General features: G+C 73.2%; 19 protein-coding genes. 9 read left to right on the top strand and 10 right to left on the bottom strand.

Features of this window, described 5'->3' with window-relative positions:
* Window positions 1-2: 2 nt before the first annotated feature.
* From BX283_RS09255 to BX283_RS42420, 6 genes are all read right to left on the bottom strand, one after another.
* Window positions 3-1,085: an NAD(P)-binding domain-containing protein gene (locus BX283_RS09255; protein WP_101387153.1), complete on the bottom strand. Its 1,083-nt coding sequence runs from the start codon at window positions 1,083-1,085 to the stop codon at window positions 3-5.
* 41 nt (window positions 1,086-1,126) lie between these two features.
* Window positions 1,127-2,344: an LLM class flavin-dependent oxidoreductase gene (locus BX283_RS09250; RefSeq protein ID WP_101387152.1), complete on the bottom strand. Its 1,218-nt coding sequence runs from the start codon at window positions 2,342-2,344 to the stop codon at window positions 1,127-1,129.
* On the bottom strand, window positions 2,341-3,369 hold the full coding sequence (locus BX283_RS09245; protein WP_101387151.1) for an ABC transporter substrate-binding protein: 1,029 nt from the start codon (window positions 3,367-3,369) through the stop codon (window positions 2,341-2,343). The genes BX283_RS09250 and BX283_RS09245 overlap by 4 nt, the downstream gene beginning before the upstream one ends.
* A gap of 22 nt (window positions 3,370-3,391) precedes the next feature.
* Window positions 3,392-4,162 (bottom strand): ABC transporter ATP-binding protein, encoded by a 771-nt coding sequence (locus BX283_RS09240; RefSeq protein WP_101387150.1) that lies wholly within the window; start codon window positions 4,160-4,162, stop codon window positions 3,392-3,394.
* Entirely contained in the window at window positions 4,135-5,022 is an 888-nt protein-coding gene (locus BX283_RS09235) for an ABC transporter permease (RefSeq protein ID WP_101387149.1), read from the bottom strand. Before BX283_RS09235 ends, BX283_RS09240 begins: the two co-directional genes overlap by 28 nt.
* Window positions 5,023-5,185: 163 nt before the next feature.
* Window positions 5,186-5,269 (bottom strand): putative leader peptide, encoded by an 84-nt coding sequence (locus BX283_RS42420; protein WP_356842044.1) that lies wholly within the window; start codon window positions 5,267-5,269, stop codon window positions 5,186-5,188.
* Between the two features lie 91 nt (window positions 5,270-5,360).
* Here BX283_RS42420 and BX283_RS09230 point away from each other — a divergent pair, with 91 nt between their 5' ends.
* Window positions 5,361-5,780: a YjbQ family protein gene (locus tag BX283_RS09230; protein ID WP_101387148.1), complete on the top strand. Its 420-nt coding sequence runs from the start codon at window positions 5,361-5,363 to the stop codon at window positions 5,778-5,780.
* Between the two features lie 45 nt (window positions 5,781-5,825).
* On the opposite strand, the gene BX283_RS09225 is transcribed toward BX283_RS09230, so the two are convergent.
* Complete coding sequence (locus BX283_RS09225) at window positions 5,826-6,413, bottom strand: TetR/AcrR family transcriptional regulator (protein ID WP_101387147.1); 588 nt, start codon at window positions 6,411-6,413, stop codon at window positions 5,826-5,828.
* 244 nt (window positions 6,414-6,657) lie between these two features.
* Between BX283_RS09225 and BX283_RS09220 the strand changes: the two genes are divergently transcribed.
* From BX283_RS09220 to BX283_RS09185, 8 genes are all read left to right on the top strand, one after another.
* On the top strand, window positions 6,658-7,221 hold the full coding sequence (locus BX283_RS09220; protein ID WP_101387146.1) for a (2Fe-2S)-binding protein: 564 nt from the start codon (window positions 6,658-6,660) through the stop codon (window positions 7,219-7,221).
* Entirely contained in the window at window positions 7,218-8,210 is a 993-nt protein-coding gene (locus BX283_RS09215; RefSeq protein WP_101387145.1) for a xanthine dehydrogenase family protein subunit M, read from the top strand. The genes BX283_RS09220 and BX283_RS09215 overlap by 4 nt, the downstream gene beginning before the upstream one ends.
* On the top strand, window positions 8,207-10,372 hold the full coding sequence (locus tag BX283_RS09210; RefSeq protein ID WP_101387144.1) for a xanthine dehydrogenase family protein molybdopterin-binding subunit: 2,166 nt from the start codon (window positions 8,207-8,209) through the stop codon (window positions 10,370-10,372). Before BX283_RS09215 ends, BX283_RS09210 begins: the two co-directional genes overlap by 4 nt.
* Window positions 10,365-11,552 carry an XdhC/CoxI family protein gene (locus BX283_RS09205; protein ID WP_101387143.1) on the top strand — a complete coding sequence of 396 codons (1,188 nt, stop codon included), beginning with the start codon at window positions 10,365-10,367 and terminating at the stop codon, window positions 11,550-11,552. Before BX283_RS09210 ends, BX283_RS09205 begins: the two co-directional genes overlap by 8 nt.
* 82 nt (window positions 11,553-11,634) lie before the next feature.
* Window positions 11,635-12,207, top strand: coding sequence for a toxin (locus BX283_RS09200; protein WP_143676417.1), 573 nt, complete (start codon window positions 11,635-11,637; stop codon window positions 12,205-12,207).
* A 10-nt stretch (window positions 12,208-12,217) separates the two neighbouring features.
* Entirely contained in the window at window positions 12,218-13,432 is a 1,215-nt protein-coding gene (locus BX283_RS09195) for an MAB_1171c family putative transporter (RefSeq protein WP_101387141.1), read from the top strand.
* Complete coding sequence (locus BX283_RS09190) at window positions 13,429-14,418, top strand: DNA-binding protein (RefSeq protein ID WP_257582346.1); 990 nt, start codon at window positions 13,429-13,431, stop codon at window positions 14,416-14,418. The genes BX283_RS09195 and BX283_RS09190 overlap by 4 nt, the downstream gene beginning before the upstream one ends.
* A gap of 85 nt (window positions 14,419-14,503) precedes the next feature.
* Window positions 14,504-14,986 carry a DUF3574 domain-containing protein gene (locus BX283_RS09185; protein WP_101387140.1) on the top strand — a complete coding sequence of 161 codons (483 nt, stop codon included), beginning with the start codon at window positions 14,504-14,506 and terminating at the stop codon, window positions 14,984-14,986.
* A 23-nt stretch (window positions 14,987-15,009) separates the two neighbouring features.
* Here the strand turns inward: BX283_RS09185 and BX283_RS09180 are convergent, their stop codons facing one another.
* The 3 genes from BX283_RS09180 to BX283_RS09170 all read right to left on the bottom strand — a co-directional run bounded on the left by BX283_RS09180 (window position 15,010) and on the right by BX283_RS09170 (window position 20,942).
* Window positions 15,010-17,865, bottom strand: a complete 2,856-nt coding sequence (locus tag BX283_RS09180) for an NHLP bacteriocin export ABC transporter permease/ATPase subunit (protein ID WP_101387139.1) — start codon at window positions 17,863-17,865, stop codon at window positions 15,010-15,012.
* A 1-nt stretch (window position 17,866) separates the two neighbouring features.
* Window positions 17,867-19,984 carry an NHLP family bacteriocin export ABC transporter peptidase/permease/ATPase subunit gene (locus tag BX283_RS09175; protein ID WP_257584274.1) on the bottom strand — a complete coding sequence of 706 codons (2,118 nt, stop codon included), beginning with the start codon at window positions 19,982-19,984 and terminating at the stop codon, window positions 17,867-17,869.
* Window positions 19,985-20,135: 151 nt separating this feature from the next.
* On the bottom strand, window positions 20,136-20,942 hold the full coding sequence (locus BX283_RS09170; protein WP_101387137.1) for an HlyD family efflux transporter periplasmic adaptor subunit: 807 nt from the start codon (window positions 20,940-20,942) through the stop codon (window positions 20,136-20,138).
* Window positions 20,943-20,998: the final 56 nt, after the last annotated feature.

Below are 20,998 nucleotides of genomic sequence, written 5' to 3'. Positions count from 1 at the left end.
CGTCAGCGCACCTCAACGGGGGCGTCGAGCAGCTTCCTGATCTCCCGGACCGCCGCCCGCCCCGCCCGGTTCGCCCCGATCGTGGACGCCGAAGGCCCATAGCCGACCAGATGGATCCGCTCGTCCTTGACCGCCCGGGTGCCATCGATCGCTATGCCACCGCCGGGCCCCCGCAACTTCAGCGGCGCCAGATGGTCGATCACGGGCCGGAACCCGGTGGCCCAGAGGATGACGTCCGCGTCCACGACCCGCCCGTCGTCCCACGCCACCCCGCTCGGCGTGATCCGGTCGAACATCGGCAGCCGGTCCAGCACCCCGCTCTCGCGCGCGGCACGGATCGCGTCGTTCAGCGGCAGCCCCGTCACCGACACCACACTCTTGGGCGGCAGGCCCCGACGTACGCGCTCCTCGACCATGGCGACCGCCGCCCGCCCCCACTCCTCGGTGAACGGGCCCTCCCGGAACACCGGCGGGCGCCGGGTCACCCAGGTCGTGGCGGCCGCGTACTCCGCGATCTCCATCAGATGCTGGGTGCCGGAGGCGCCCCCGCCGACCACGACCACCCGCCGGCCCGCGAACTCCTCGGGCCCGGGGTAGTTCGCGGTGTGCAGCTGGCGTCCCCGGAACGTCTCCTGGCCCGGGTAGCGCGGCCAGAACGGCCGGTCCCAGGTGCCGGTGGCGTTGATCAGCGCGCGCGTGGCGTACACACCCTCGGACGTCTCCACCCGCAGCCGCCCGCCCTCGCCCTCCCGTACGGCGCTCACGTCCACGGGCCGGTGCACCCGCAGCCCGAAGGCGTCCTCGTAGTCGGTGAAGTACTCCCCGATCACCTCCGAGGAGGGCCGGGCCGGGTCCGCGCCGGTCAGCTCCATTCCGGGCAGCGCGTGCATCCCGTGCACCTTGCCGTACGTCAGTGAGGGCCAGCGGAACTGCCAGGCGCCGCCCGCCCGGGGCGCGTGGTCGAGGACCACGAAGTCGCGGTCCGGCTCGAACCCCGCCCGGCGCAGATGGTAGGCGCCGGACAGACCCGCCTGTCCGGCGCCGATGACCACCACGTCCACGTCCTGTGCCCCGAAGTCGTTCACGGTTCTACCAACCAAGGGAGGTACGTGGATCTTCCCGGAGGCTAGCGACCCCCTCCCACCAGCAGCGGAGCCCCTCCGGGTGCCGAGGCCGGGCGCCCGTTGGCCGCTGGTACGCCGAGGAGCGGGGAGGCGGGGACCGTCGGCAGCAGGCCCCGCGCGGCCAGCTCGGGGGTGACGCCCTCGCCGAACCAGTAGGCCTCCTCCAGATGCGGATAGCCCGACAGTACGAAGTGCTCGATGCCCAGGTCGTGGTACTCCTCGATGCGGTCCGCCACCTCGCCGTGGCTGCCCACCAGCGCGGTGCCCGCGCCGCCCCGCACCAGGCCCACGCCCGCCCACAGGTTCGGGGAGATCTCCAACTGGTCGCGCTCCAGCGAGCCGCCGCCGTGCAGCGCCAGCATCCGCTGCTGGCCGACCGACTCGCTCCTGCCGAGCGCCTGCTGGGCCGCGGCGACCGTCTCGGGGTCGAGGTCGTCGAGCAGCCGGTACGCCGTCGCCCACGCCTCGCGCGCCGAGTCGCGGGAGATGGTGTGCAGCCGGATGCCGAACCGGACGGTCCGGCCGCGCTCCTCGGCCAGCGCCCGGATCCAGTCGATCTTCTCCTTGACCTGCGCGGGCGGCTCGCCCCAGGTGAGGTAGACATCGGCGTGGTCGGCCGCGACCGGCCCGGCGGCGGCCGACGAGCCGCCGAAGAAGATCTCCGGCAGCGGGTCCGGCGGCAGGGCGGTGAGCCCGCCCGCCACCTGGAAGTGCTCGCCGTCGAAGTCGTACGGCTGCCCGCGCCACACACCCCGTACCACCGAGAGGAACTCCGAGGTACGGGCGTAGCGGCGGTCGTGGTCCAAGTGGTCGCCGAAGCGCCGCTGTTCGGTGGAGTCGCCGCCGGTGACGACGTTCAGGAGCAGTCGCCCGCGGGTGACGCGCTGGTAGGTCGCGGCCATCTGCGCGGCGAGCACCGGCGAGATCACGCCCGGCCGGAACGCCACCAGGAACTTCAGCCGCTCGGTGTGCTGGGAGAGGGCGACCGTGGTCAGCCAGGCGTCCTCGCACCACGTCCCGGTCGGGGTGAGCACGGCCTCGAACCCCAACTGCTCGGCCGCCTTGGCGATCTGGACCAGATAGTCGATGTCGGGCGCGCGGACGCCGCTGACCGGGGTGATCCGGGAGCGTTTGATCCCCCCGTCGGTGTACGCGTGGCGGTCGACCAGGGTGCGGCCGTCACCGCCGGTGGGCAGGAACCAGTGCAGACGGACGGTCATGAGGCGGCCTTTCCATAGGTGCGGGGCGCGGTGGTGGAGGCGGGCAGGGTGCCGTTGAAGCGGGTGTCGACGTACTCCTTGAAGGAGAAGCGGCGCGGGATCAGCTTCAGGTCGGCGAAGGTGTCCGCGATCCGCTGCTCGGAGGCGATCGCGGCGTCGTCGACGGCGACCGCCACCCGGGTGCCGTTGCTGCGCTTCACCGAGTCCAGGGCGACGTCGTAGGGCAGACCGGTCTCCTTCGACCAGGCCTTCGCCCAGGCCTCGGGGTGCTTGAAGACCCAGTCCTGGGCGCGCTGGAGGCGGCTGAGGTAGTCGGCGACCGCCTTGGCCTTCGCGGGGTCCGAGAGGGCGGCCGGGGCGGCGACCTGGAAGCCGAGGCCGTTGACGCTGCCCTCGCCGGTGGTGAGGACGCGGGCCTTTCCGCCCTTCAGGACCTGAGAGGTGTACGGGTCCCACACCGCCCAGGCGTCGACCTTGCCCCGGCTGAACGCGGCGAGCGCGTCCGCCGGCTGGAGGTAGTCGACCTTGACGTCGGACAGGGTGAGCCCGGCCTTCTTCAGCGTGGTCAGCAACTGGTAGTGGGCGGAGCTGCCCCGGGCGACCGCGATGGACCTGCCCTTGAGGTCGGCCGGTCCCTTCAGCGGGGAGTCGGCGGGGACGAGGACCGCCTCCCCGGCGGAGGAGCCGTGGGTGGCGGCGACCACCTTGATCCTGGAGCCGGCTCCGGCGGCGAAGACGGGCGGGGTGTTGCCGACGCCGCCGATGTCGACGGCCTTGGCGTTCACGGCTTCGAGCAGCGGCGGCCCGGAGGTGAAGGTGGACCACTTGATCTTGTACGGGAGATGGTCGAGCTCACCGGCGGCTCGCAGGACGGCTTCGTAACCGCCCTTCTGGTCACCGACGTTGAGCGTGACGGCGGCGGAACCGGACCTGTCGTCGGCGGCGGAGTCGCCGCCGCAGGCGGTGAGGGCGAGGGGGAGCGGAAGCAGGAGCAGCGGGAGCAGGGGGAGTGAGCGGTGTCGCATGGAGGAGTTCCTCGGGGAGTGGTCAGGCGGCGGTGGGGTGGCCGGCGGCGGGGGCCGCGGGCTGCTCCACGCCGAGTTCGGTGAGCAGTCGGGAGCGCAGCCCGGTCAGGGCGGGGGCGTCGCGGGTGCGCGGACGGGCCGGGGTGACCGGGGTGTCGTACGCGATGACGCCGTCCCGCATCACCAGCGCGCGGTCCGCGAGCAGCAGCGCCTCGTCCACGTCGTGCGTGACCAGCAGCACCGCGCAGCCGCGCCGCTGCCACAGCTCGGCCACCAGCTGCTGCGCCTTGATCCGGGTCAGTGCGTCGAGCGCGCCGAACGGCTCGTCGAGCAGCAGCAGGTCCGGCTCGCGCACCAGGGCGCGGGCCAGCGAGGCGCGCTGGGCCTCGCCGCCGGAGAGCGTCTTGGGCCAGGCACCCGAGCGGTGGCCGAGCCCGACCTCCTCCAACGCCCTCTCCGCCACGGCCCGTTCGGGCTTGCCCGGCAGGCCGAGCAGCACATTGCGCCACACCCGCTTCCAGGGCATGAGCCGGGGTGCCTGGAAGGCGACCGCGCGCCGCTTGGGGACGAGGACCGTGCCCTCGATGTCGCGGTCGAGCCCGGCCAGCACGCGCAGCAGCGTCGACTTGCCGCAGCCGCTGTGGCCGAGGAGCGCGGTGAACTCGCCCGCGCGCAGGGTCAGATCGAGGCCGTCGATGACGGGACGGCCCTCGAAGGCCCGGGTGAGCCCCCGTACCCGTACGGCGTCGGTGGTCACCGGTGCGGTCACTGGCCCTTGAAGGTCGGTCGCCATTGCAGCAGCAGCCTTTCGAGAGTGCGGACGACGGCGTCGGCGATCAGGCCGAGGAAGGCGTAGACGACGAGGCAGACGACGATCACGTCGGTGCGGAAGAACTCGCGGGCCTGGTTCATGAGGAAGCCGATGCCGTCCTCGGCGTTGATGGACTCCCCGAAGACGAGGGCCAGCCAGGCGGTGGCGAGCGAGTACCGCAGCCCGGTCATCGCGCCGGGCAGCGCGCCCGGCAGGACCACGTGCCGTACGAGCCCCCACCGGCCGAGCCCCAACGACTGCCCGGCCTCGACGAGTTGCTCGTCCACGCCGCGGATCCCGGCGTACACGTTCAGATAGAGGTGGAAGGCGACCCCGAGGGCGATGAGGGCAACCTTGGGGGCCTCGCCGATGCCGAGCCAGATGATGAAGAGCGGGATGAGGCCGACCCAGGGAACGGTCCTGAGCATCTGGACGGTGGCGTCCACCAGATCCTCGCCCAGTCGCGACAACCCCGACACCAGGGCGAGCCCGACGCCGGCGACCCCGCCGATGAGCAGCCCGAAGACGACGCGCCGGAGCGATACGGCCATCGCGGAGGGCAGGGTGCCGTCCGCGATCAGGTCCCGGCCGGCCCGGGCGATGGTGCCGGGCGAGGCGAGGACGTCGGGGTCGAGCGCGCCGGTGGCGCTGGCCACCTGCCACACGGCGAGGAGCAGCAGCGGCCCGGCGGTCCGCCGCAGCCAGCGCGGCACGGCGAGCCGACGGCGGCGGGAGGAGGGCGGGACGGTGACGAGTTCGAGGCCCTGGGCGCGGGCCGGGAGGGGTGGCTCGAAGGAGGGGGATTTACCGGAAATATCCGGCGGAGCATGGCCGACGGTCATGAGGGCTCCAGGGAAGCCGCCGTAGGGGCGGCGGTCGGGGAGAGCGGGCGCGTACGCGGCCGGACGGACCCGGGGGGGTGACGTCAGCGGGGCGCGCGTACGGCAGGGCTCAGCCGGTGGACGGCGAGCCGGACGGGGAGCGTGCGAAGGCGCTGAAAGGGCGTCAGCAGCCGCGAGGACACGCGGCGGAGGCCACCCGCAGCAGGTCGATGTGACCGCGCGTGGTGAGCAGAGCTGTACGCAACATGGCGCCGAAGGTAGCGACCGGTCAGGACCCGGTCAATGGTGTCTCGCCAGCCGGACGCGCGATCTTGCCGGATGGGCGCGAGGATGGGGCCATGTCCGTCTTCACCACGCGCGTTCTGCGCCTCACCACCGGAACGTCCGAGACCGTCACCGATCTGACCGGGGAGTGCGAGCGGTTCCTCCGCGAGGCGGCCGGCGGCGGCGACGGCCTCCTGAACGTCTTCGTGCCCCACGCCACCGCCGGGATCGCGGTCATCGAGACCGGCGCGGGCAGCGACGACGACCTGCTGGCCGCGCTGCACACGCTCCTTCCGGCCGACGACCGCTGGCAGCACCGCCACGGCAGCCCCGGCCACGGCCGCGACCATGTGCTGCCCGCGTTCGTGCCGCCGCACGCGACGCTGCCGGTGGTCGCGGGGCGGCTGGAGCTGGGCACCTGGCAGTCGGTGTGCCTGGTCGACACGAACAAGGACAACCCGGAGCGGCAGGTGCGGTTGAGTTTCCTCGGCTGAGTTTCCTCGGTTGAGCTTTCTCGGCTGAGCTGCGCGGGACCGGCCTCAGCCGCGAGCCCCGGCGCCCGGCGCCCCCGCCCGCAGCCCGTCCATGACGAGGTCGAGGAGGCGGGCGGCGCGGGGCTGCCAGTCGCTGTGCGGGTCGATCTGCCAGAGTCCGGCGATGGCGAGGACGAAGTCGTCGGGGGTCACGCCCGGGCGGATGGTGCCCGCCTCGTCGTTGGCGTTCAGGAGCAGCGTGATCGCCGCGGTCACCGGCCCGTGGCCGAGCGCGGCCAGGGTGCCCCGGGCGGTGGCCTTGCCCAGCGCGTCGGCGAGGCCCGCCTTGGCCATCGAGTACTGGGCGAAGCGGTCCATCCACTCCCGCAGGGCCCGGTCCGGGGCGCGGGTTTCGAGGAGCTGGGCCGCGGTCTCGCCGAGCTGCTGCACCTCGTACCGGTAGACCTCCAGGACGAGCGCCTCGCGGTTGGGGAAGTGGCGGTAGAACGTCCCCTGCCCGACCCCCGCCTTCTTGGCGATCGCGCTCAGCGGGGCGTCGGCCGAACGGGTCAGCTCGGCGAGCGCCACCTCCAGGATGCGCTCGCGGTTCCGCTGCGCGTCCGAGCGCAACGGCGCGTCCTTCCTCTGCTGCACTCGTCCTCCTTCCGCAGGCGCGGGCACCTGCCGCCGGGCCGCCCGGCGGATTCGGCTCTTGTTAAACGGACAGCTGTCCGTTAGGTTCGGGGATAACGGACAACTGTCCGTTTAGGTCCACCATAGCGGCAGACGCGCCCGGAGTGGACGGCCGGTGCACGTCCGACCGCCTTTCGCCCGCAGTGCCCGCCGCAGGTTTCCGATGGACGGCGCTTCGCATCAACCACGCGAAAGAAGGCTGCTCATGACCCCATCGACGTCCAGCGCCATCACCTTGAACATCAACGGCGAGAAGCACACGCTGCCCGTCGACCACCGCACCACGCTGCTCGACGCCCTGCGCGAGCGCCTCGATCTGACCGGTACGAAGAAGGGGTGCGACCAGGGGCAGTGCGGGGCCTGCACCGTACTGATCGACGGGCGCCGTGCCGTCTCCTGCCTCCAGCTCGCGGTGGCCGCCGAGGGGCGCGAGATCACCACCATCGAGGGCGTCGCGGACGGCGACCGGCTCCACCCCGTACAGCAGGCCTTCCTCGATCTCGACGGCTACCAGTGCGGCTACTGCACGCCGGGGCAGATCTGTTCGGCCCTCGCCGTGATCGAGGAGCACGCGGCGGGCTGGCCGAGCGCCGTGACCGCCGACGTGCGGCCGGAGGCGGGCGTGCCGCAGCTGACCGCGGAGGAGATCCGCGAGCGGATGAGCGGCAACCTGTGCCGCTGCGGCGCCTATGTCTCGATCGTCGAAGCGGTGGCGCGGGCAGCCGGGACAGCCCAGGGCCCGGCGGCCGGGGCGGAGGCGGCGGCATGAGGGAGTTCGGCTACCGGCGCGCCGTCGACGTTCCCGGCGCGGTGGCGCTGCTCGGCGCCGAACCCGAGGCGCGCTACCTCGGCGGCGGCACCAACCTCGTCGACCTGATGAAGTCCGGTGTGGAGCGGCCCGCGCTCCTCGTCGACGTACGCGAACTGCCCCTCGACCGCGTCGAGGCGACCGAGGACGGCGGGCTGCGCATCGGCGCGACCGTCACCAACAGCGACCTCGCCGCCCACCCCGAAGTGCGCCGCCGCTACCCGGCGTTGGCGCAGGCGGTCCTGGCCGGGGCGTCGGGCCAGCTGCGCAACATGGCCACGGTCGGCGGCAACCTCCTCCAGCGCACCCGCTGCGGCTACTTCACCGACCTCGCCGCCCCCTGCAACAAGCGTGCCCCCGGCAGCGGCTGCTCCGCCGTCGAGGGCGAGCATCACAACCACGCGATCCTCGGCGCCTCCGCGCACTGCGTGGCCGTCCACCCCTCGGACATGGGGGTCGCGCTCGCCGCCTTCGACGCCGTCGTCTCCTACGAAACGGCCGACGGGCCCGGCGAGTTGCCGCTCGACGCGTTCTACCTCCCGGTCGGCGACAGCCCGCACCGGGAGACCGCGCTGCCGCCCGGCGCGCTGATCACCGCGGTGACCCTGCCGCCCGCGCTGGTCGCCGCCCTCTCGCGCTACCGCAAGGTGCGCGAGCGCGCCTCGTACGCCTTCGCGATCGGCTCGATCGCCGCCGCCCTGGACGTGCGCGACGGCGTCGTCCACGAAGTGCGCCTGGCCTTCGGCGCGGTCGCGTCCCGGCCGTGGCGGGCCCGTACCGCCGAGCGGGCGCTGACGGGGGGACCGGTGAGCGCGGACGCCTTCGCCGCCGCGGCCGACGCGGAGCTCGCGGCCGCCGAGGCGCTGCCCCACAACGGATACAAGGTGACGCTGATGCGCAATCTCGTCGTGGCCGTGCTCACCGAACTCGCCGAGGAGGCCGCCCGATGACCACGACCGCCGGATCCCCCCGGGCCGTCGGCGCCGTGGGGACCGCCCACACCCGCGTCGAGGGCCGCGACAAGGTCACCGGGGCGGCCCGCTACGCCGGGGAGGTCCCGTTCGCCGACCTCGCCCATGGCTGGCTGGTGGTGTCGACCGTCGCGCGCGGCAGCATCCGCTCGGTGGAGAGTGCCCCGGTCCTCGCCATGCCGGGCGTCCTCACCGTCCTGCACCACGGCAACGCGCCGCGCGTCGACGCCGACTACACGGGCCTGCTGGGGAAGCCCGACCCGATCGTCGGGCTCTTCCAGAGCGACCGGGTGCCGTGCGCGGGCTGGCCGGTGGCGCTGGTCGTCGCCGAGACCTCCGAACAGGCCAGGGAGGCCGCCGAGGCGCTGGTCGTCCGGTACGAGACGGAGCCGCACGACATCGAGTTCGCCCCGGACCGGCCCGGTACGTACACCCCGGAGCCGCGCGAGACCATGGAGACCGGCAAGGGGGACCTGGAGCGCGAGCTCGCCGCGTCCGCCGTCGTCGTGGACGCGCGGTACAGCACGCCGGAGGAGCACCACCACCCCATGGAGCCGCACGCGGCGACGGTCCGCTGGGACGGCGGCCGCCTCGAGGTCCACGACTCCAACCAGGGCAGCAAGTGGGTGGCCGACGAGCTCGCCAGGCTGTTCTCGCTCGACCCGGCCTCGGTGCGCGTGCTGTCCGAGCACATCGGCGGCGGCTTTGGATCCAAGGGCGTCCGTCCCCACCAGGTGGCCGCGGCGATGGCCGCGACCGTGCTGCACCGCCCGGTCCGCGTCGTACTGACCCGCCGTCAGATGTTCTCCCTCGTCGGCTACCGCAGCCCCACGGCGCACCGGGTCAGGCTGGGCGCCGACGCCGACGGACGGCTGCGCGCCTTCGGGCACGACGCCCAGAACCTCACCTCCACCGTCAAGGAGTTCGTCGAGCAGAGCGCCGCGTACGGACGCGTGATGTACGGCGCCGACGCGCACCGCACCGCCAACCGGCTGGTGCGGCTCGACGTGCCGACGCCGACCTGGATGCGCGCGCCGGGCGAGGCCCCCGGGTCGTTCGCCGTGGAGTCCGCGCTCGACGAGCTCGCCGAGCGGTGCGGCATCGACCCGATCGAGCTGCGCGCCCGCAACGAGCCGGCCGCCGGACCCGTCTCCGGGCTGCCGTTCGCGGGCCGCAATCTGCTCGCCTGCTTCGAGGAGGGCGCCCGCAGGTTCGGCTGGGCGGAGCGCGACCCGCGTCCGGGAGTGCGCCGCGAAGGGCGCTGGCTGCTGGGGACCGGCACGGCGGCGGCCACCTTCCCGGCGGGCGCCGCCCCCTCCACCGCGGCCGTCACGGCGCAGCCGGACGGCACCTTCACCGTACGGATCAGCGCGGCCGACATCGGGACGGGCGCGCGCACCGCGCTGACCCTGATCGCGGCGGACGCGCTGGAGGTCGAGCCCGGCCGGGTCCAGGTGCGCATCGGGGACAGCGACTTCGGCCCCGCGATGATCGCCGGCGGCTCGACGGGCACCCGCTCCTGGGCCTGGGCGATCATGGCGGCCGCGGCCGAGCTGCGCGAACGGCTGGCGCTCGGCGGCGACATCCCGCCCGAGGGCGTCACGGCGCGCTCGGACACCTCCGCCGCGATCGCCGCGCTGCCCGAGAAGGAGCGGCACTCGTACGGGGCGCAGTTCGCGGAGGTCGCCGTGGACACCACCAGCGGCGAAGTCCGGGTCCGGCGCATGCTCGGCATCTTCGCCGCGGGCCGGATCGTCAACCCGTTGACCGCACGCGGGCAGTTCGTCGGCGGTATGACCTGGGGCATCTCCATGGCGCTGCACGAGGAGGCGGTCCGCGACCGGGCCTCGGGCGCCCATGTCGGGCCGGACCTCGCGGGCTACCACTTCGCCGCGCACGCCGATGTGCCGCGGATCGAGGCGGACTGGGTCGACGACCCGGACGCGGACGACCCGGTCGGGATCAAGGGCATCGGGGAGATCGGGATCGTCGGGGCCGCGGCGGCGATCGCCAACGCCGTCTGGCACGCGACCGGCGTCCGCTACCGCGACCTCCCCATCCGCCCCGACCGCGTCCTGTCGGCCGGGACGAGGACCGGGACAGGGATCGGGACTGGGCCGGACGGGAGCCGGCGTGCTTGACATCGCCGGGGACCTCGACCGGTGGGCGCGGGAGGGCCGGGACTTCGCCGTGGCCACCGTGGTGGCCGTGGGCGGCAGCGCGCCGCGCGGTCCGGGCGCCGCGCTCGCCGTGGACGGCGACGGCACGGCCATCGGCTCGGTCTCCGGCGGCTGTGTGGAGGCGGCGGTCTACGACCTGTGCGTCCAGGCGCTCCAGGACGGCGAGGCGGTCCGCGAGCGGTTCGGCTACAGCGACGAGGACGCCTTCGCGGTCGGCCTGACCTGCGGCGGGGTCGTCGACGTGCTGGTCACGCCGGTGCGCGGGGACGCGCCGGACCGGGCGGTGGTCGCGGCGGCGCTCGCGGCCGCCGCCGGGGGCGGGGCCGCCGCCCTGGCCCGGGTGGTCGCGGGCCCGGCCGGACGCCTTGGCCGGGCCCTGCTCGTACGCCCCGACGGATCGTACGAAGGGAGCCTCGGCGGGCTGGTGGGCCTCGACCGCGCGGCCGCGGTGGAGGCCCACGCCCTGCTTGAGGCGGGGCGCACCGGGGAGTTCGGCCTCGCGGAGACCGGGGAGCGCTGCGGAGCGGGCCGGATCACCGTGTTCGTCGAGTCGAGCGTGCCGCCGCCCCGCATGATCGTCTTCGGTGCCGTGGACTTCGCGGCGGCCCTGGTGCGCACCGGCAAATTCCTCGGCTACCGCGTGACGGTGTGCGACGCGCGCCCCGTCTTCGCGACCCGCGAGCGCTTCCCGGAGGCCGACGAGGTCGTGGTCGACTGGCCGCACCGCTATCTGCGGGGCACGCGGACCGACGGGCGCACGGTGCTGTGCGTACTGACCCACGACGCCAAGTTCGACATCCCGCTCCTGGAGACGGCCCTGCGGCTGCCCGTCGCGTTCGTCGGCGCGATGGGCTCGCGCCGCACCCACGAGGACCGCGACCGCAGGCTGCGCGAGACCGGTCTCAGCGAGCGCGAACTGGCCCGGCTGCGCTCGCCGATCGGCCTCGATCTGGGCGCCCGTACGCCCGAGGAGACCGCCCTGTCCATCGCCGCGGAGATCGTCGCCGCGCGGCGCGGCGGGAGCGGAGTTCCGCTGACGGGCTCGCGCACACCCATTCACCATGACCCGGACGAAAGGGGCACCGGCGCGGTGCTGTCACACGCGGCCGAACGGAACTCACGGCAATCTTTCGCGAGTTGAGGGGTATGGCATCATGGCCGCATTGTCCGCGGGGATCAGGGGCCCTGAATCACGGGCTCGTTGAATCAGTGAGGTCAATTCCGTGCTGCCTGACTCAGCGTTACCGTCAGCGGAGGACCGTCGGCGCAGGCGCCGCCTGAAAAAGGTCCGCCACACCTGTGAGGCGCTGCTCGCGAAGTGGGGCATGGAGCACGGCTGCGGCATCGAGGAACTGCACCGCTTTCTCAGCGTCCAGAACCGGCGGCCGATCCATCTGATTCCGATGCCGTTCCCCGAGCGCCATCTCTTCGGTCTTTGGCTGAAAATGGACGACTTCGACGTCATCGCTTACGAGAAGGCCGCATCGCAGTCACACAAGGAACACATCATCGCCCATGAGCTGGCGCATATCGCCTTCCAGCACCGCGGCTCCGTGAATTTCGACCGCGGGGACGCGGGACAGCTGTTCACCGACGTCGAACCGGGGGTCGTCCAGAGCATGCTGATGCGCTCGCGCTACAGCGACGACGAGGAGCAGGAGGCCGAGACGATGGCCTCGTTGATCCTGGCCAGGGCCACCAAGCGATGGCTCGAACCCGCCTGGGGCGTGCCCGAGGAGGCCGCCGAGGTCGTCGCCCGGATCGAGAACGGTGTGGGGAAGCCGGAAAACGGATGAATGACAACAGATGAACACTGTCTACGGATTCCTGGCGTGGACCTGCGCCGTCGGCGGCCTCGCGGCGTTCGCGTACCGGCTGCCTGATCTGCTGCGCAGAAAGCACGACCCGGCCCTGTGGGCGCTGTGCACCTATTTCCTCTGCTCCGGGATCAGCTTCCTGGTCGATCTGGACGCGTTGCGGGTGCACATCTCGGCCCTCTTCGGCCGCCCCAACGTCACCTCGCTCATCGTGCAGGTGGCGGTGGTCGTGCTCACCGCGGCACAGCAGGTCGTGCTCGTGTACTGGTCGTGCCCGCCCGAAGAGGCGCGGCTCCGGGCCCGGCGCCGGGTGCTGTTCTTCGGTGTCGCGCTCTGCGTACTGGTGGCCGCGTCCATCGCGGTGAGCCCCGTGACAAAGTCCAAAACGGCGACCTCGACGATCCTGCTCAGTATTCAGCACGGCGAATACGCGCTGTACATGTCGTTCTATTTGGTGATTTGCGCGATCGGCCAATTCGAGACCGTCCGGCTTTCCCTGCGGTTCACCAAGATGGCCAACCGGCAATGGCTCAAGGTCGGCATGCGGACGGTGACGCTCGGCGCGAGCCTGATCCTGGTCTACTGCGTCACGCGCAGCATCCAGATCGCCGGCACCCGGCTGCACTTCGACGGCTCCGCCCTCGACCCCGTGCAGTGGTCGTGCGGCAGCATCGGGGCCCTGCTCCAGATCACCGGCTGGACCATCCCGTCCTGGGGCATCCACATCACCCGCGCGCTCGGCTGGCTGCGCAGCTACCGCTCGTACCTGCGGCTGCGACCGCTGTGGTGGGCGCTGTACCAGGCGTCCCCGGACATCGCGCTCGACCCGCCGCGGTCCTGGCCGCGCGACCTCATCCCGCCCCGCGATCTGCACTACAGCCTCTACCGCCGCGTCATCGAGATCCGCGACGGCCAGCTGACCCTGCGCACCTCGCTCTCGCTCGCCGACTTCGCGCGCGAGGCCCGCTCCCTGGACCTGCCCGAGGACCCCACCTCGCCGCTCGGCGAGGCGCTCCAGGTGCGGGCCGTGCTGAGCCGTCCGCCCGAGGAGCGGGCCGAGCAGGCCGACGCCTCCGACATCCCGGCGCGCCCGCCGTACGAGGACTTCCGCGACGAGGTGGAGTGGCTGACCGAGGTGGCCTCCTCGTTCACCGCGCTCGCCCAGGGCCGCTCCCCGCGCGCCGAGCCCCGGGTCACCACGTGAGCGCTCGGACGTACCGGGCCGCCTCGGCCCGCGCGCACACGTGTGCCGAGGAGGAGCCCGCCGCGCTGATCCCCGAAGCCCTGGGCGCGATCGAGCGCCTGGTCGCCCTCGACGCCTCGCACGGCGCCACGGCCGCGGTGCCCGCCGTGCGCGAGACCCTGCGCCGCATCCCACAGCTGTCGGGCGTACCCGCCCGGCTGCGCGGCCACGACCGCGATCTGCTCGCCGCCCTCGCCGAGTTGAGCGAGGTGATCGGCTGGATCCTCTTCGACGCGGGCCACTACCGCCGCGCGCGCCGGATGAACGCCCGGGCCCTCGCCCTCGCGGAGCTCTGCGGCGACCGGGCCACGGCCCGGCTGACCCTGCTCAACCACAGCATGCTGGAGACCCACACCGGCCGCCCGAAGGCCGCGCTGGAGGCCGCCGCCCGGGTGGCCGGGCCCCGGCCGCTGCCCGCCCTGGTGGGCAGCCTCGTCCTGGTCCGCCGGGCGCACGCGACCGCCATGCTGGGCGGGAGCCGGGAAGCCGTCGCGCTGATCTCCCGGGCCCGCAGCCGGTTCCTCGACGGCGCGTCCCCGAACGACCCTCCGTGGGCCTGGTGGATCGACCGCACCGAACTGCTCGGCCACGAGGGCTGGGTGCTCTCCCGGCTGCGCGCCTGGGGCCGGGCCGTCCCCCTGCTGTACGAGGCGACCACCGCGCCCGGCCCGTCCTACCGCCACCTGTTCACCGCCGAGCTGCTGTCCGCGCTGGTACGCGCGCGGGCCTGGGCCGAGGCGGAGGAGCTGATCGCCCAGGTCGCGCCGCGGGCCGCCGGGATCGGCTCCGTACGCACCACCGAGACGCTCGGTGCCACGGCGGTCCGGCTGCTCGCGCGCCCCGGAGCCCCGTCGAACCTGCGGGACGCGGCCGCCTTCCTGCTGGAGTCGCTGCCCGCCGGGACCGGCGGCCCCGATCCCCTCGCCCCTCGGAACCACCCGGCCTGAGAGCCGCCGGTTCCGCGCACCACTTGTTCCGTGAACCACCCGTTCCGAGAACCACCCCCACCGCCCGTCGACAGACAGGACCCGCATGCTGCACATTCGGATTTCGACGCCCGCGGCCGCCGCCCTCGTGGCGATCGCGCTCCTCTTCGCCACCGGGGGCCCGGTCTCCGAGGTCGCCTATGGCACGGCCGCGGCCTCGGCCGCGCGGAGCACCGAGGAGAGCATCGAAGGGCGCGGCAGCCCGTACCTCTCCACGCACCTCTACTTCGGCACGGGCCGCCACGGCGGCAAGCCGCCCATCACCGAGGAGGAGTTCATGAAGTTCGTCGCCGACGTGGTCACCCCGCGCTTCCCCTCCGGCCTCACCCTCCAGGAGGGGCGCGGCCAGTGGCGCGACAAGGACGGCGACATCAACCGGGAGCGCTCGTACGAGCTGACGGTGATGTATCCCGTCACGGAGGCCCGTACCCGCGACCGCGACATCGAGTACATCCGTCACCTGTACTGCACGATGTACGAGCTGGAGTCCGTCGGGCGCGCCGACGTCCGGGCGCAGGTCAGCTTCTGACGGATAGTCAGCGCCCCTGAGAGCTAACGCAGCTGCCGCCGCACCAGCTCGTGGAGCCGTCCGCCCGTGTCCGCCAGGAGTTCGGCGGGCGGCCCCTGCTGTACGACGCGGCCCTCGGACATCACGATCACACGGTCGGCGTCCAGGACCGTGGAGAGCCGGTGGGCGATCACGACGCGGGTGGCGTCCAGGGCGCGGGTGCTCTCGATGACGACGCGCTGGGTCTCGTTGTCGAGGGCGCTGGTCGCCTCGTCGAAGAAGAGGATCCGGGGGCGCCGGACCAGGGCTTGGGCGATCATCAGCCGCTGGCGCTGGCCGCCGGAGACCGCGCCGCCATTGGCGATCATGGTGTGCAAACCCATCGGCATCCGCTGGATGTCCTCGGCCAGCCCCGCCATCCGGGCCGCCTCCCACACCTCCTCCTGGGTGAACGCCTCCGCGCCGCAGATGCACTCCAGGATCGACCCGCTGAGCGGCTGGGCGTGCTGGAGGACCACACCGCACTGGCGGCGCACGGCCGCCCGGTCGAGCGCCGCCAGGTCCTGCCCGTCGTACAGGACACTGCCCGCCACCGGCCGGTCGAAGCCGATCAGCAGCCTCAGCAGGGTCGACTTGCCGCAGCCGCTGGGGCCGACGATCGCCACGAACTCGCCGGGCCGCACCTTCAGGGACACGTCGTCCAGGACCAGCGGGCCGTCGTCGGTGTAGCGGAACGACAGGCCCCGGGCCTCGATCTCCCCGGACAGCGCGCCGGGCCGGGTGCCGCTGCCCCGCACCTCGGGCGCCTCGTCGAGCACCGGCTTGATCTGTTCGAACATCGGCAGCGCGGCGGCGGCCGACAGGAACGCGCCGGTGAGCTGGGTGACCGAGGTCAGCAGCATGGTCACGGCGGTGTTGAACGTCAGGAAGGCCCCGGCCGAAAGCGACCCGCGCGCCGGACCCGCCAGCAGCACGAACATCACCAGGGAACACAGCGGCAGATAGACGGCGTTGAGCACCGTCGTCAGGTTCTTGATCCGGTCCGCCCGCTGCTGGAGCTCCCGGCTGCGGGCGAACTCCCGCGCCCACGCCCCGTACGCGAAGCTCTCGGCCGCGGCAACCCGCAGCTTGGGCAGTCCGCGCAGGGTCTGGAACGCCTGGTTGTTGAGCTTGTTGCCGAGCTCGACCAGACGGCGCTGCCAGCGCAGCTCCCAGATGCCCAGGGCGAGGAACACCGCCGCGATCACGGTGAGCATCCCGAGCGCGGCCAGGGCGAGCGGGACGCTGAAGCAGAGCAGCAGCACCAGGTTCATCGCGCCGACCGTGCCCGCCTGGACCACCACCGGGGTCAGCCCGGACAGCACCCGGCGAATCGCGCTCACCCCCATCGCCGCGCTCGCCAGCTCGCCGGTGGAGCGCTCGGCGAAGAACTTCGTCGGCAGCCTCAGCAGCCGGTCCCACACGGCCGGTTGGAGCGTGCTCTCGATGCGCCCCTCCATCCGCAGCAGCGTCAGGTTCTGCAGCAGTGAGAAGGCCGCCGACACGACACCGCTGACGATGATCGCCAGCGAGACCTGGGCGATCAGGCTGGTCTCGGCCCGCGGTACGTACACCCCGAGCACCTGGCCGGTGGCGAGCGGCACCAGCGCGCCGAGCCCGACCGTCACCAGCCCGGCGAGGACCAGGTTGCGCAGATCGGCGCGGGTGCCGCGGAGCCCGAACCGCAGCAGCCCCCACTTGCTCAGCGGTGTGTCGGGCAGCGGCCGGTAGAACATGACGGCCCGCTGCTCGAACTCCTCGGCGTTGGCCGCGCCGACGCGGGTGCGCCGCCCGGTCGCCGGGTTCACCGCCTCGTACCCGCCGCGCCGCCACAGCAGGGCGACCGGCGTTCCGCCCGCCCGGTGGCCCACCAGCGGCCCGGCGTTCTCGCTCCACCAGCTCCCGTCGAGCCGCACCGGCCTGGTCCGGATCCGGGAGGCGACCGCCACCTGCTCGACGGGGTCGATGCGCTCGCTCACCGCGCCGCTCCTGGACGGCTCGGTCAGCGTGATCCCGGCCGCGCGGGCCACGAGGGAGCACACGGCGTACGTGGCGTCGTCGCTCGCCCCGGCCGTGCGCGAAGGCGTCCTGCCGGGGCGGCCGATGGAGGTCAGCAGGGCCCGGTCGGCCTCGTCGCGTACGGCCTCGCCCGCCTTGATACCGGCCGCCGTGCGGTCCTCGTGCGCGCGCTCCATGTGCTCGATCCAGCGGTCGAGGGCGGCGAGCAGCCGGTGCTGCCGGTTGACCATGCCCTGCCACAGCGCCCCGTCGACCAGCAGGTCCCCGGCCGCCTCGGCGCTGAACGCGGCGCCGTACTGGACGCTGCCGGGGGAGACCGGCAGCCACAGCACGTCGTCGTCGGCCACCGGCTCGTCGAGGGTCGTCCGGCCGTCCAGCGGCGCCTCGAACAGCACGCGCTGGCCGCGCCCGACACCGAGCGAGAAGGCGTGTTCCAGCAGACTGAGGGCCGCGTCGCCGGTGTCGTAGTGGCTGCCGTAGCCGTTCTCGTACGCCATCGCGTCGGCGTAGGCGGACCGGTACAGCTCCCGCAGCGGGATCCGGCGCAGCACGCACTCCCGCAGAGGTCTGCCGACGAGGGTGTGCTGGGGGCCCTCCACCGGGCCGAGCAGCAGCGTGCCGGGTTCGAGGCGGCCGAGGAAGTGCCAGTGGCCCTGCGCCGCCGCGTCCACCGCGAACAGGTCGAGGGCGCCGCCCACCACCAGCCACAGCACCTGCGGCCCCTCCAGGGAGAAGCCGCGCAGACCGGTGCAGTCGACCTCCTGGCCGAGGCCGCCGAGCGCCGCCAGGACCGGGTCGTGGCCGAGCGCGCCCGGCTCCGCGAAACCGTGTACGGACGTCACCTCAGTGCTCCTTGACCAGCTCGGCGTAGGCTCCGCCCGCCGCGAGCAGCTCCTCGTGGCGGCCGCGCTCCACCACGGCGCCGTGGTCCAGGACCACGATCTCGTCGCTGTCGCGGACGGTGCTCAGCCGGTGGGCGATCACGACGCAGGCGCAGCCGCGCCGGCGCAGGTTGTCGATGATGACCTGCTCGGTCTCCGCGTCCAGGGCGCTGGTGACCTCGTCGAGGACCAGGATGCTGGGGCGGCGCACCAGGGCGCGGGCGATCTCCAGGCGCTGGCGCTGCCCGCCGGAGAAGTTGCGGCCGTCCTGCTCGACCCGGCCGTGGATGCCTCCGGGGCGGCGGGCGACGACCTCGTACAGGGCCGCGTCCTGGAGAGCGGCGACGACCGCGTCGTCGGGGATCGACGGGTCCCACAGCGCCACGTTGTCCCGCACGCTGCCCTCGAAGAGGAAGACGTCCTGGTCGACGAAGGACACCGAGGCGGCGAGCGCGCTGCGGGGGATGTCCTCCAGGCGCTGCCCGTCGATGCGGATCGTGCCCTCCCACGGGGTGTAGAGCCCCGAGATGAGCCTCGACACCGTCGACTTGCCGCTGCCGGACCCGCCGACCAGCGCCACCTGCTGCCCCGGCCCCACGGACAGCGAGAAGCCGGTGAGCAGCGGCGCGTCCAGCGGGCTGTAGCCGAAGGTGATGTCGTCGAGCGTCACATGGCCCTTGAGCCTGCGGGTGCTCGCCTCCGGCTCGTCGCGCGTGTACAGCGCGTCCACCGGGAAGTTCTCCACGTCCTTGAGCCGGGCCACGTCGGCCGCGAAGTCCTGGATGCGGCCCGCCACCGAGTTGAGCCGGGTGACCGGCGCGGTGAAGCGGGTCACCAGCGCCTGGAACGCCACGAGCAGCCCGATCGAGAGATGCCCCTCGACCGCCCGCAGCCCGCCGATCCACAGGATCAGCGCGCTGTTGAGGGTGGCGAGCAGCGGGGCGACGACACCCAGCCACGCGCTCGGCACCCCGAGCCGCTGCTGTTCCTCCAGGGTGGTGGCGTGCTGCCCCGCCCAGCGGCGGAAGTAGCCGTCCTCGCCGCCGGTCGCCTTCATCGTCTCGATCAACTGGAGGCCGGTGTACGAGGTGTTGGTCAGCCGGGCGCTGTCGGCCCGCAGCTTCTGGGTACGGGTCGCCCGCAGCCGTACCACCACCCGCATCGCCACCACGTTGAGCAGCGCGATGCCCACCCCGATGACGGTGAGCTGCGGGTCGTAGGTCCACAGCAGGAAGGCGTAGAGCAGCACCACGACGCCGTCGACGCCCGCCGCGGTGAGGTCGCGGGCCAGTGTCTCGGCCACCGCGTCGTTGGACTGGAGGCGCTGGACGAGGTCGGCGGGGCTGCGCTGGGCGAAGAACGTCACCGGCAGCCGGAGCAGGTGCCGGAAGAAACGGGCGCCGCCGAGCGTGGACGAGATCATGCGCCCGCGCAGCAGATTGGCCTGCTGGAGCCAGGTCAGCGCTGCGGTGAGCGCCACCATGGTGCCCATGGCCGCGAACAGCACGCCGAGCAGCGAGGTCTGATCGCCTATCAGGAACGTGTCGATGTACGTACGGCTCAGCGCGGGCAGCGTCGCGCCGACCGCCACGAGCAGCAGGCTGGCGAGGAGCGCGACCAGCATCGTGCCGGTGGTGCCGCGCAGCCGCGCGGGCAGCGCGCCGAGCACCCCGGGCCTGCGGCCGCCGCGCCGGAATCCGTCACCGGGTTCCAGGACCAGGACGACACCGGTGAAGCTGGTGTCGAAGTCCTCGGCGGGCACGAACCGGCGGCCCTTGTCGGGGTCGTTGATGTACACGCCCCGCCGTCCGAAGCGGCGGCCGGTGCCGTCGTAGACGACGTAGTGGTTGAACTCCCAGAAGAGGATCGCGGGCCCGCGTACCTCGGCCAGCGCGGCGGGCTCCATCTGCATGCCCTTGGCCGTGAGCCCGTAACTCCGGGCGGCCTTGAGCACGTTGCTGGCCCGCGAGCCGTCGCGCGAGACGCCGCACGCGATGCGCAGCTCCTCCAGCGGCACATGGCGGCCGTGGTGCGCGAGCACCATCGCCAGCGAGGCGGCGCCGCACTCCAGGGCCTCCATCTGGAGGACGGTGGGGCTGCGCACGGTCCTCGCCCGCTTCGCCTTCGGCGCCGGCCGCGCCCGGCGCCGGCCCGCCGGGGCGCCCTCGGGGCGGTGGCGGCCGCGGCCGGGGGCGGGAGCTGCGGGGGTGCGGAGGAGGCGGTCGGTGCGGTCACGGGAGGAGCCAATCGAGGGGACGCTGGTCGGCCAGGTGGACGGAGCCGGTGGCCGGGGTCATGGAGTCGACGGCGTACGGCGGGCCCTGGGCGGAGGACCAGCGGTAGCCCGACTTCGTGGCGGCCGAGCGGTCGAGCTCCACCAGGACCGCGACCGGCCTGCCGTGCCGCGAGAACTGCTCGCCCAGCTGGGCGTCGCCGAGGAAGGCGGCGATCCGCTCGCGGGTCTGGGCGACCCGGCCGACGGCCGCCACCCTGCCCCGCAGCACTCCGTACTGCCCGCTGGGCACGGACTGGACGGTGAGGTCCACGGGCGCGCCCACCCGGACCGAGGCGCCGCCGTCGCCCGGTACGTACAGCATCGCCATCAGCGGGTCGTCGGCGCCGCCGGTCCGCTCGACGCTCGCCACGTCCGCGCCGGTGGCGACGACCGCGCCGATGGCGGCCCTGAGCGCGGTCAGCCGGCCCGCGGCGATGGCGCGGACGACCCGGTCGCCGTGCTCGGTGCGGACCTTGAGGAGCGGTGCTCCGGCGGGGAGGGTCTGGCCCTCCTTGGCGAGTACACCGGTGACCTGTCCGGCCACGGGGCTCTGCAGGACGTAACTGCCCTGGGCGTGGGTGAGGATGCCCGGCGCGCTCAGGGTGGAGGAGACCGATCCGGTGACCGCCCAGAAGCAGGCGGCGGCCATGACGGCCACGGTGACGGCGAGGACGAGCCGCCCCTGCGGGCGCGCGAAACGCACCGGCAGGTCGAGTTCCTCCGGTGACTGCAGCTTGGAAAGGGCCTGTTGACGGAATTGCACGGGACGCTGCCCTTACCTGGGAACCAATGCGGGAAGCCCCGGAACCGAGCGGGTTC

The sequence above is a fragment of the Streptomyces sp. TLI_146 genome, from assembly GCF_002846415.1.
Taxonomy (GTDB): domain Bacteria; phylum Actinomycetota; class Actinomycetes; order Streptomycetales; family Streptomycetaceae; genus Streptomyces.
Note: the sequence above shows the minus strand (reverse complement) of the source record. Positions and strands in the feature narration are given on the sequence as shown.

Bases quoted from the DNA above. Each gene is read 5' to 3' on its own strand.
- BX283_RS09250 (WP_101387152.1), bottom strand. From the start codon at position 2,344: ATGACCGTCCGTCTGCACTGGTTCCTGCCCACCGGCGGTGACGGCCGC.
- BX283_RS09245 (WP_101387151.1), bottom strand. From the start codon at position 3,369: ATGCGACACCGCTCACTCCCCCTGCTCCCGCTGCTCCTGCTTCCGCTC.
- BX283_RS09240 (WP_101387150.1), bottom strand. From the start codon at position 4,162: ATGGCGACCGACCTTCAAGGGCCAGTGACCGCACCGGTGACCACCGAC.
- BX283_RS09235 (WP_101387149.1), bottom strand. From the start codon at position 5,022: ATGACCGTCGGCCATGCTCCGCCGGATATTTCCGGTAAATCCCCCTCC.
- BX283_RS42420 (WP_356842044.1), bottom strand. From the start codon at position 5,269: ATGTTGCGTACAGCTCTGCTCACCACGCGCGGTCACATCGACCTGCTG.
- BX283_RS09230 (WP_101387148.1), top strand. From the start codon at position 5,361: ATGTCCGTCTTCACCACGCGCGTTCTGCGCCTCACCACCGGAACGTCC.
- BX283_RS09220 (WP_101387146.1), top strand. From the start codon at position 6,658: ATGACCCCATCGACGTCCAGCGCCATCACCTTGAACATCAACGGCGAG.
- BX283_RS09215 (WP_101387145.1), top strand. From the start codon at position 7,218: ATGAGGGAGTTCGGCTACCGGCGCGCCGTCGACGTTCCCGGCGCGGTG.
- BX283_RS09210 (WP_101387144.1), top strand. From the start codon at position 8,207: ATGACCACGACCGCCGGATCCCCCCGGGCCGTCGGCGCCGTGGGGACC.
- BX283_RS09195 (WP_101387141.1), top strand. From the start codon at position 12,218: ATGAACACTGTCTACGGATTCCTGGCGTGGACCTGCGCCGTCGGCGGC.
- BX283_RS09185 (WP_101387140.1), top strand. From the start codon at position 14,504: ATGCTGCACATTCGGATTTCGACGCCCGCGGCCGCCGCCCTCGTGGCG.
- BX283_RS09175 (WP_257584274.1), bottom strand. From the start codon at position 19,984: ATGGAGGCCCTGGAGTGCGGCGCCGCCTCGCTGGCGATGGTGCTCGCG.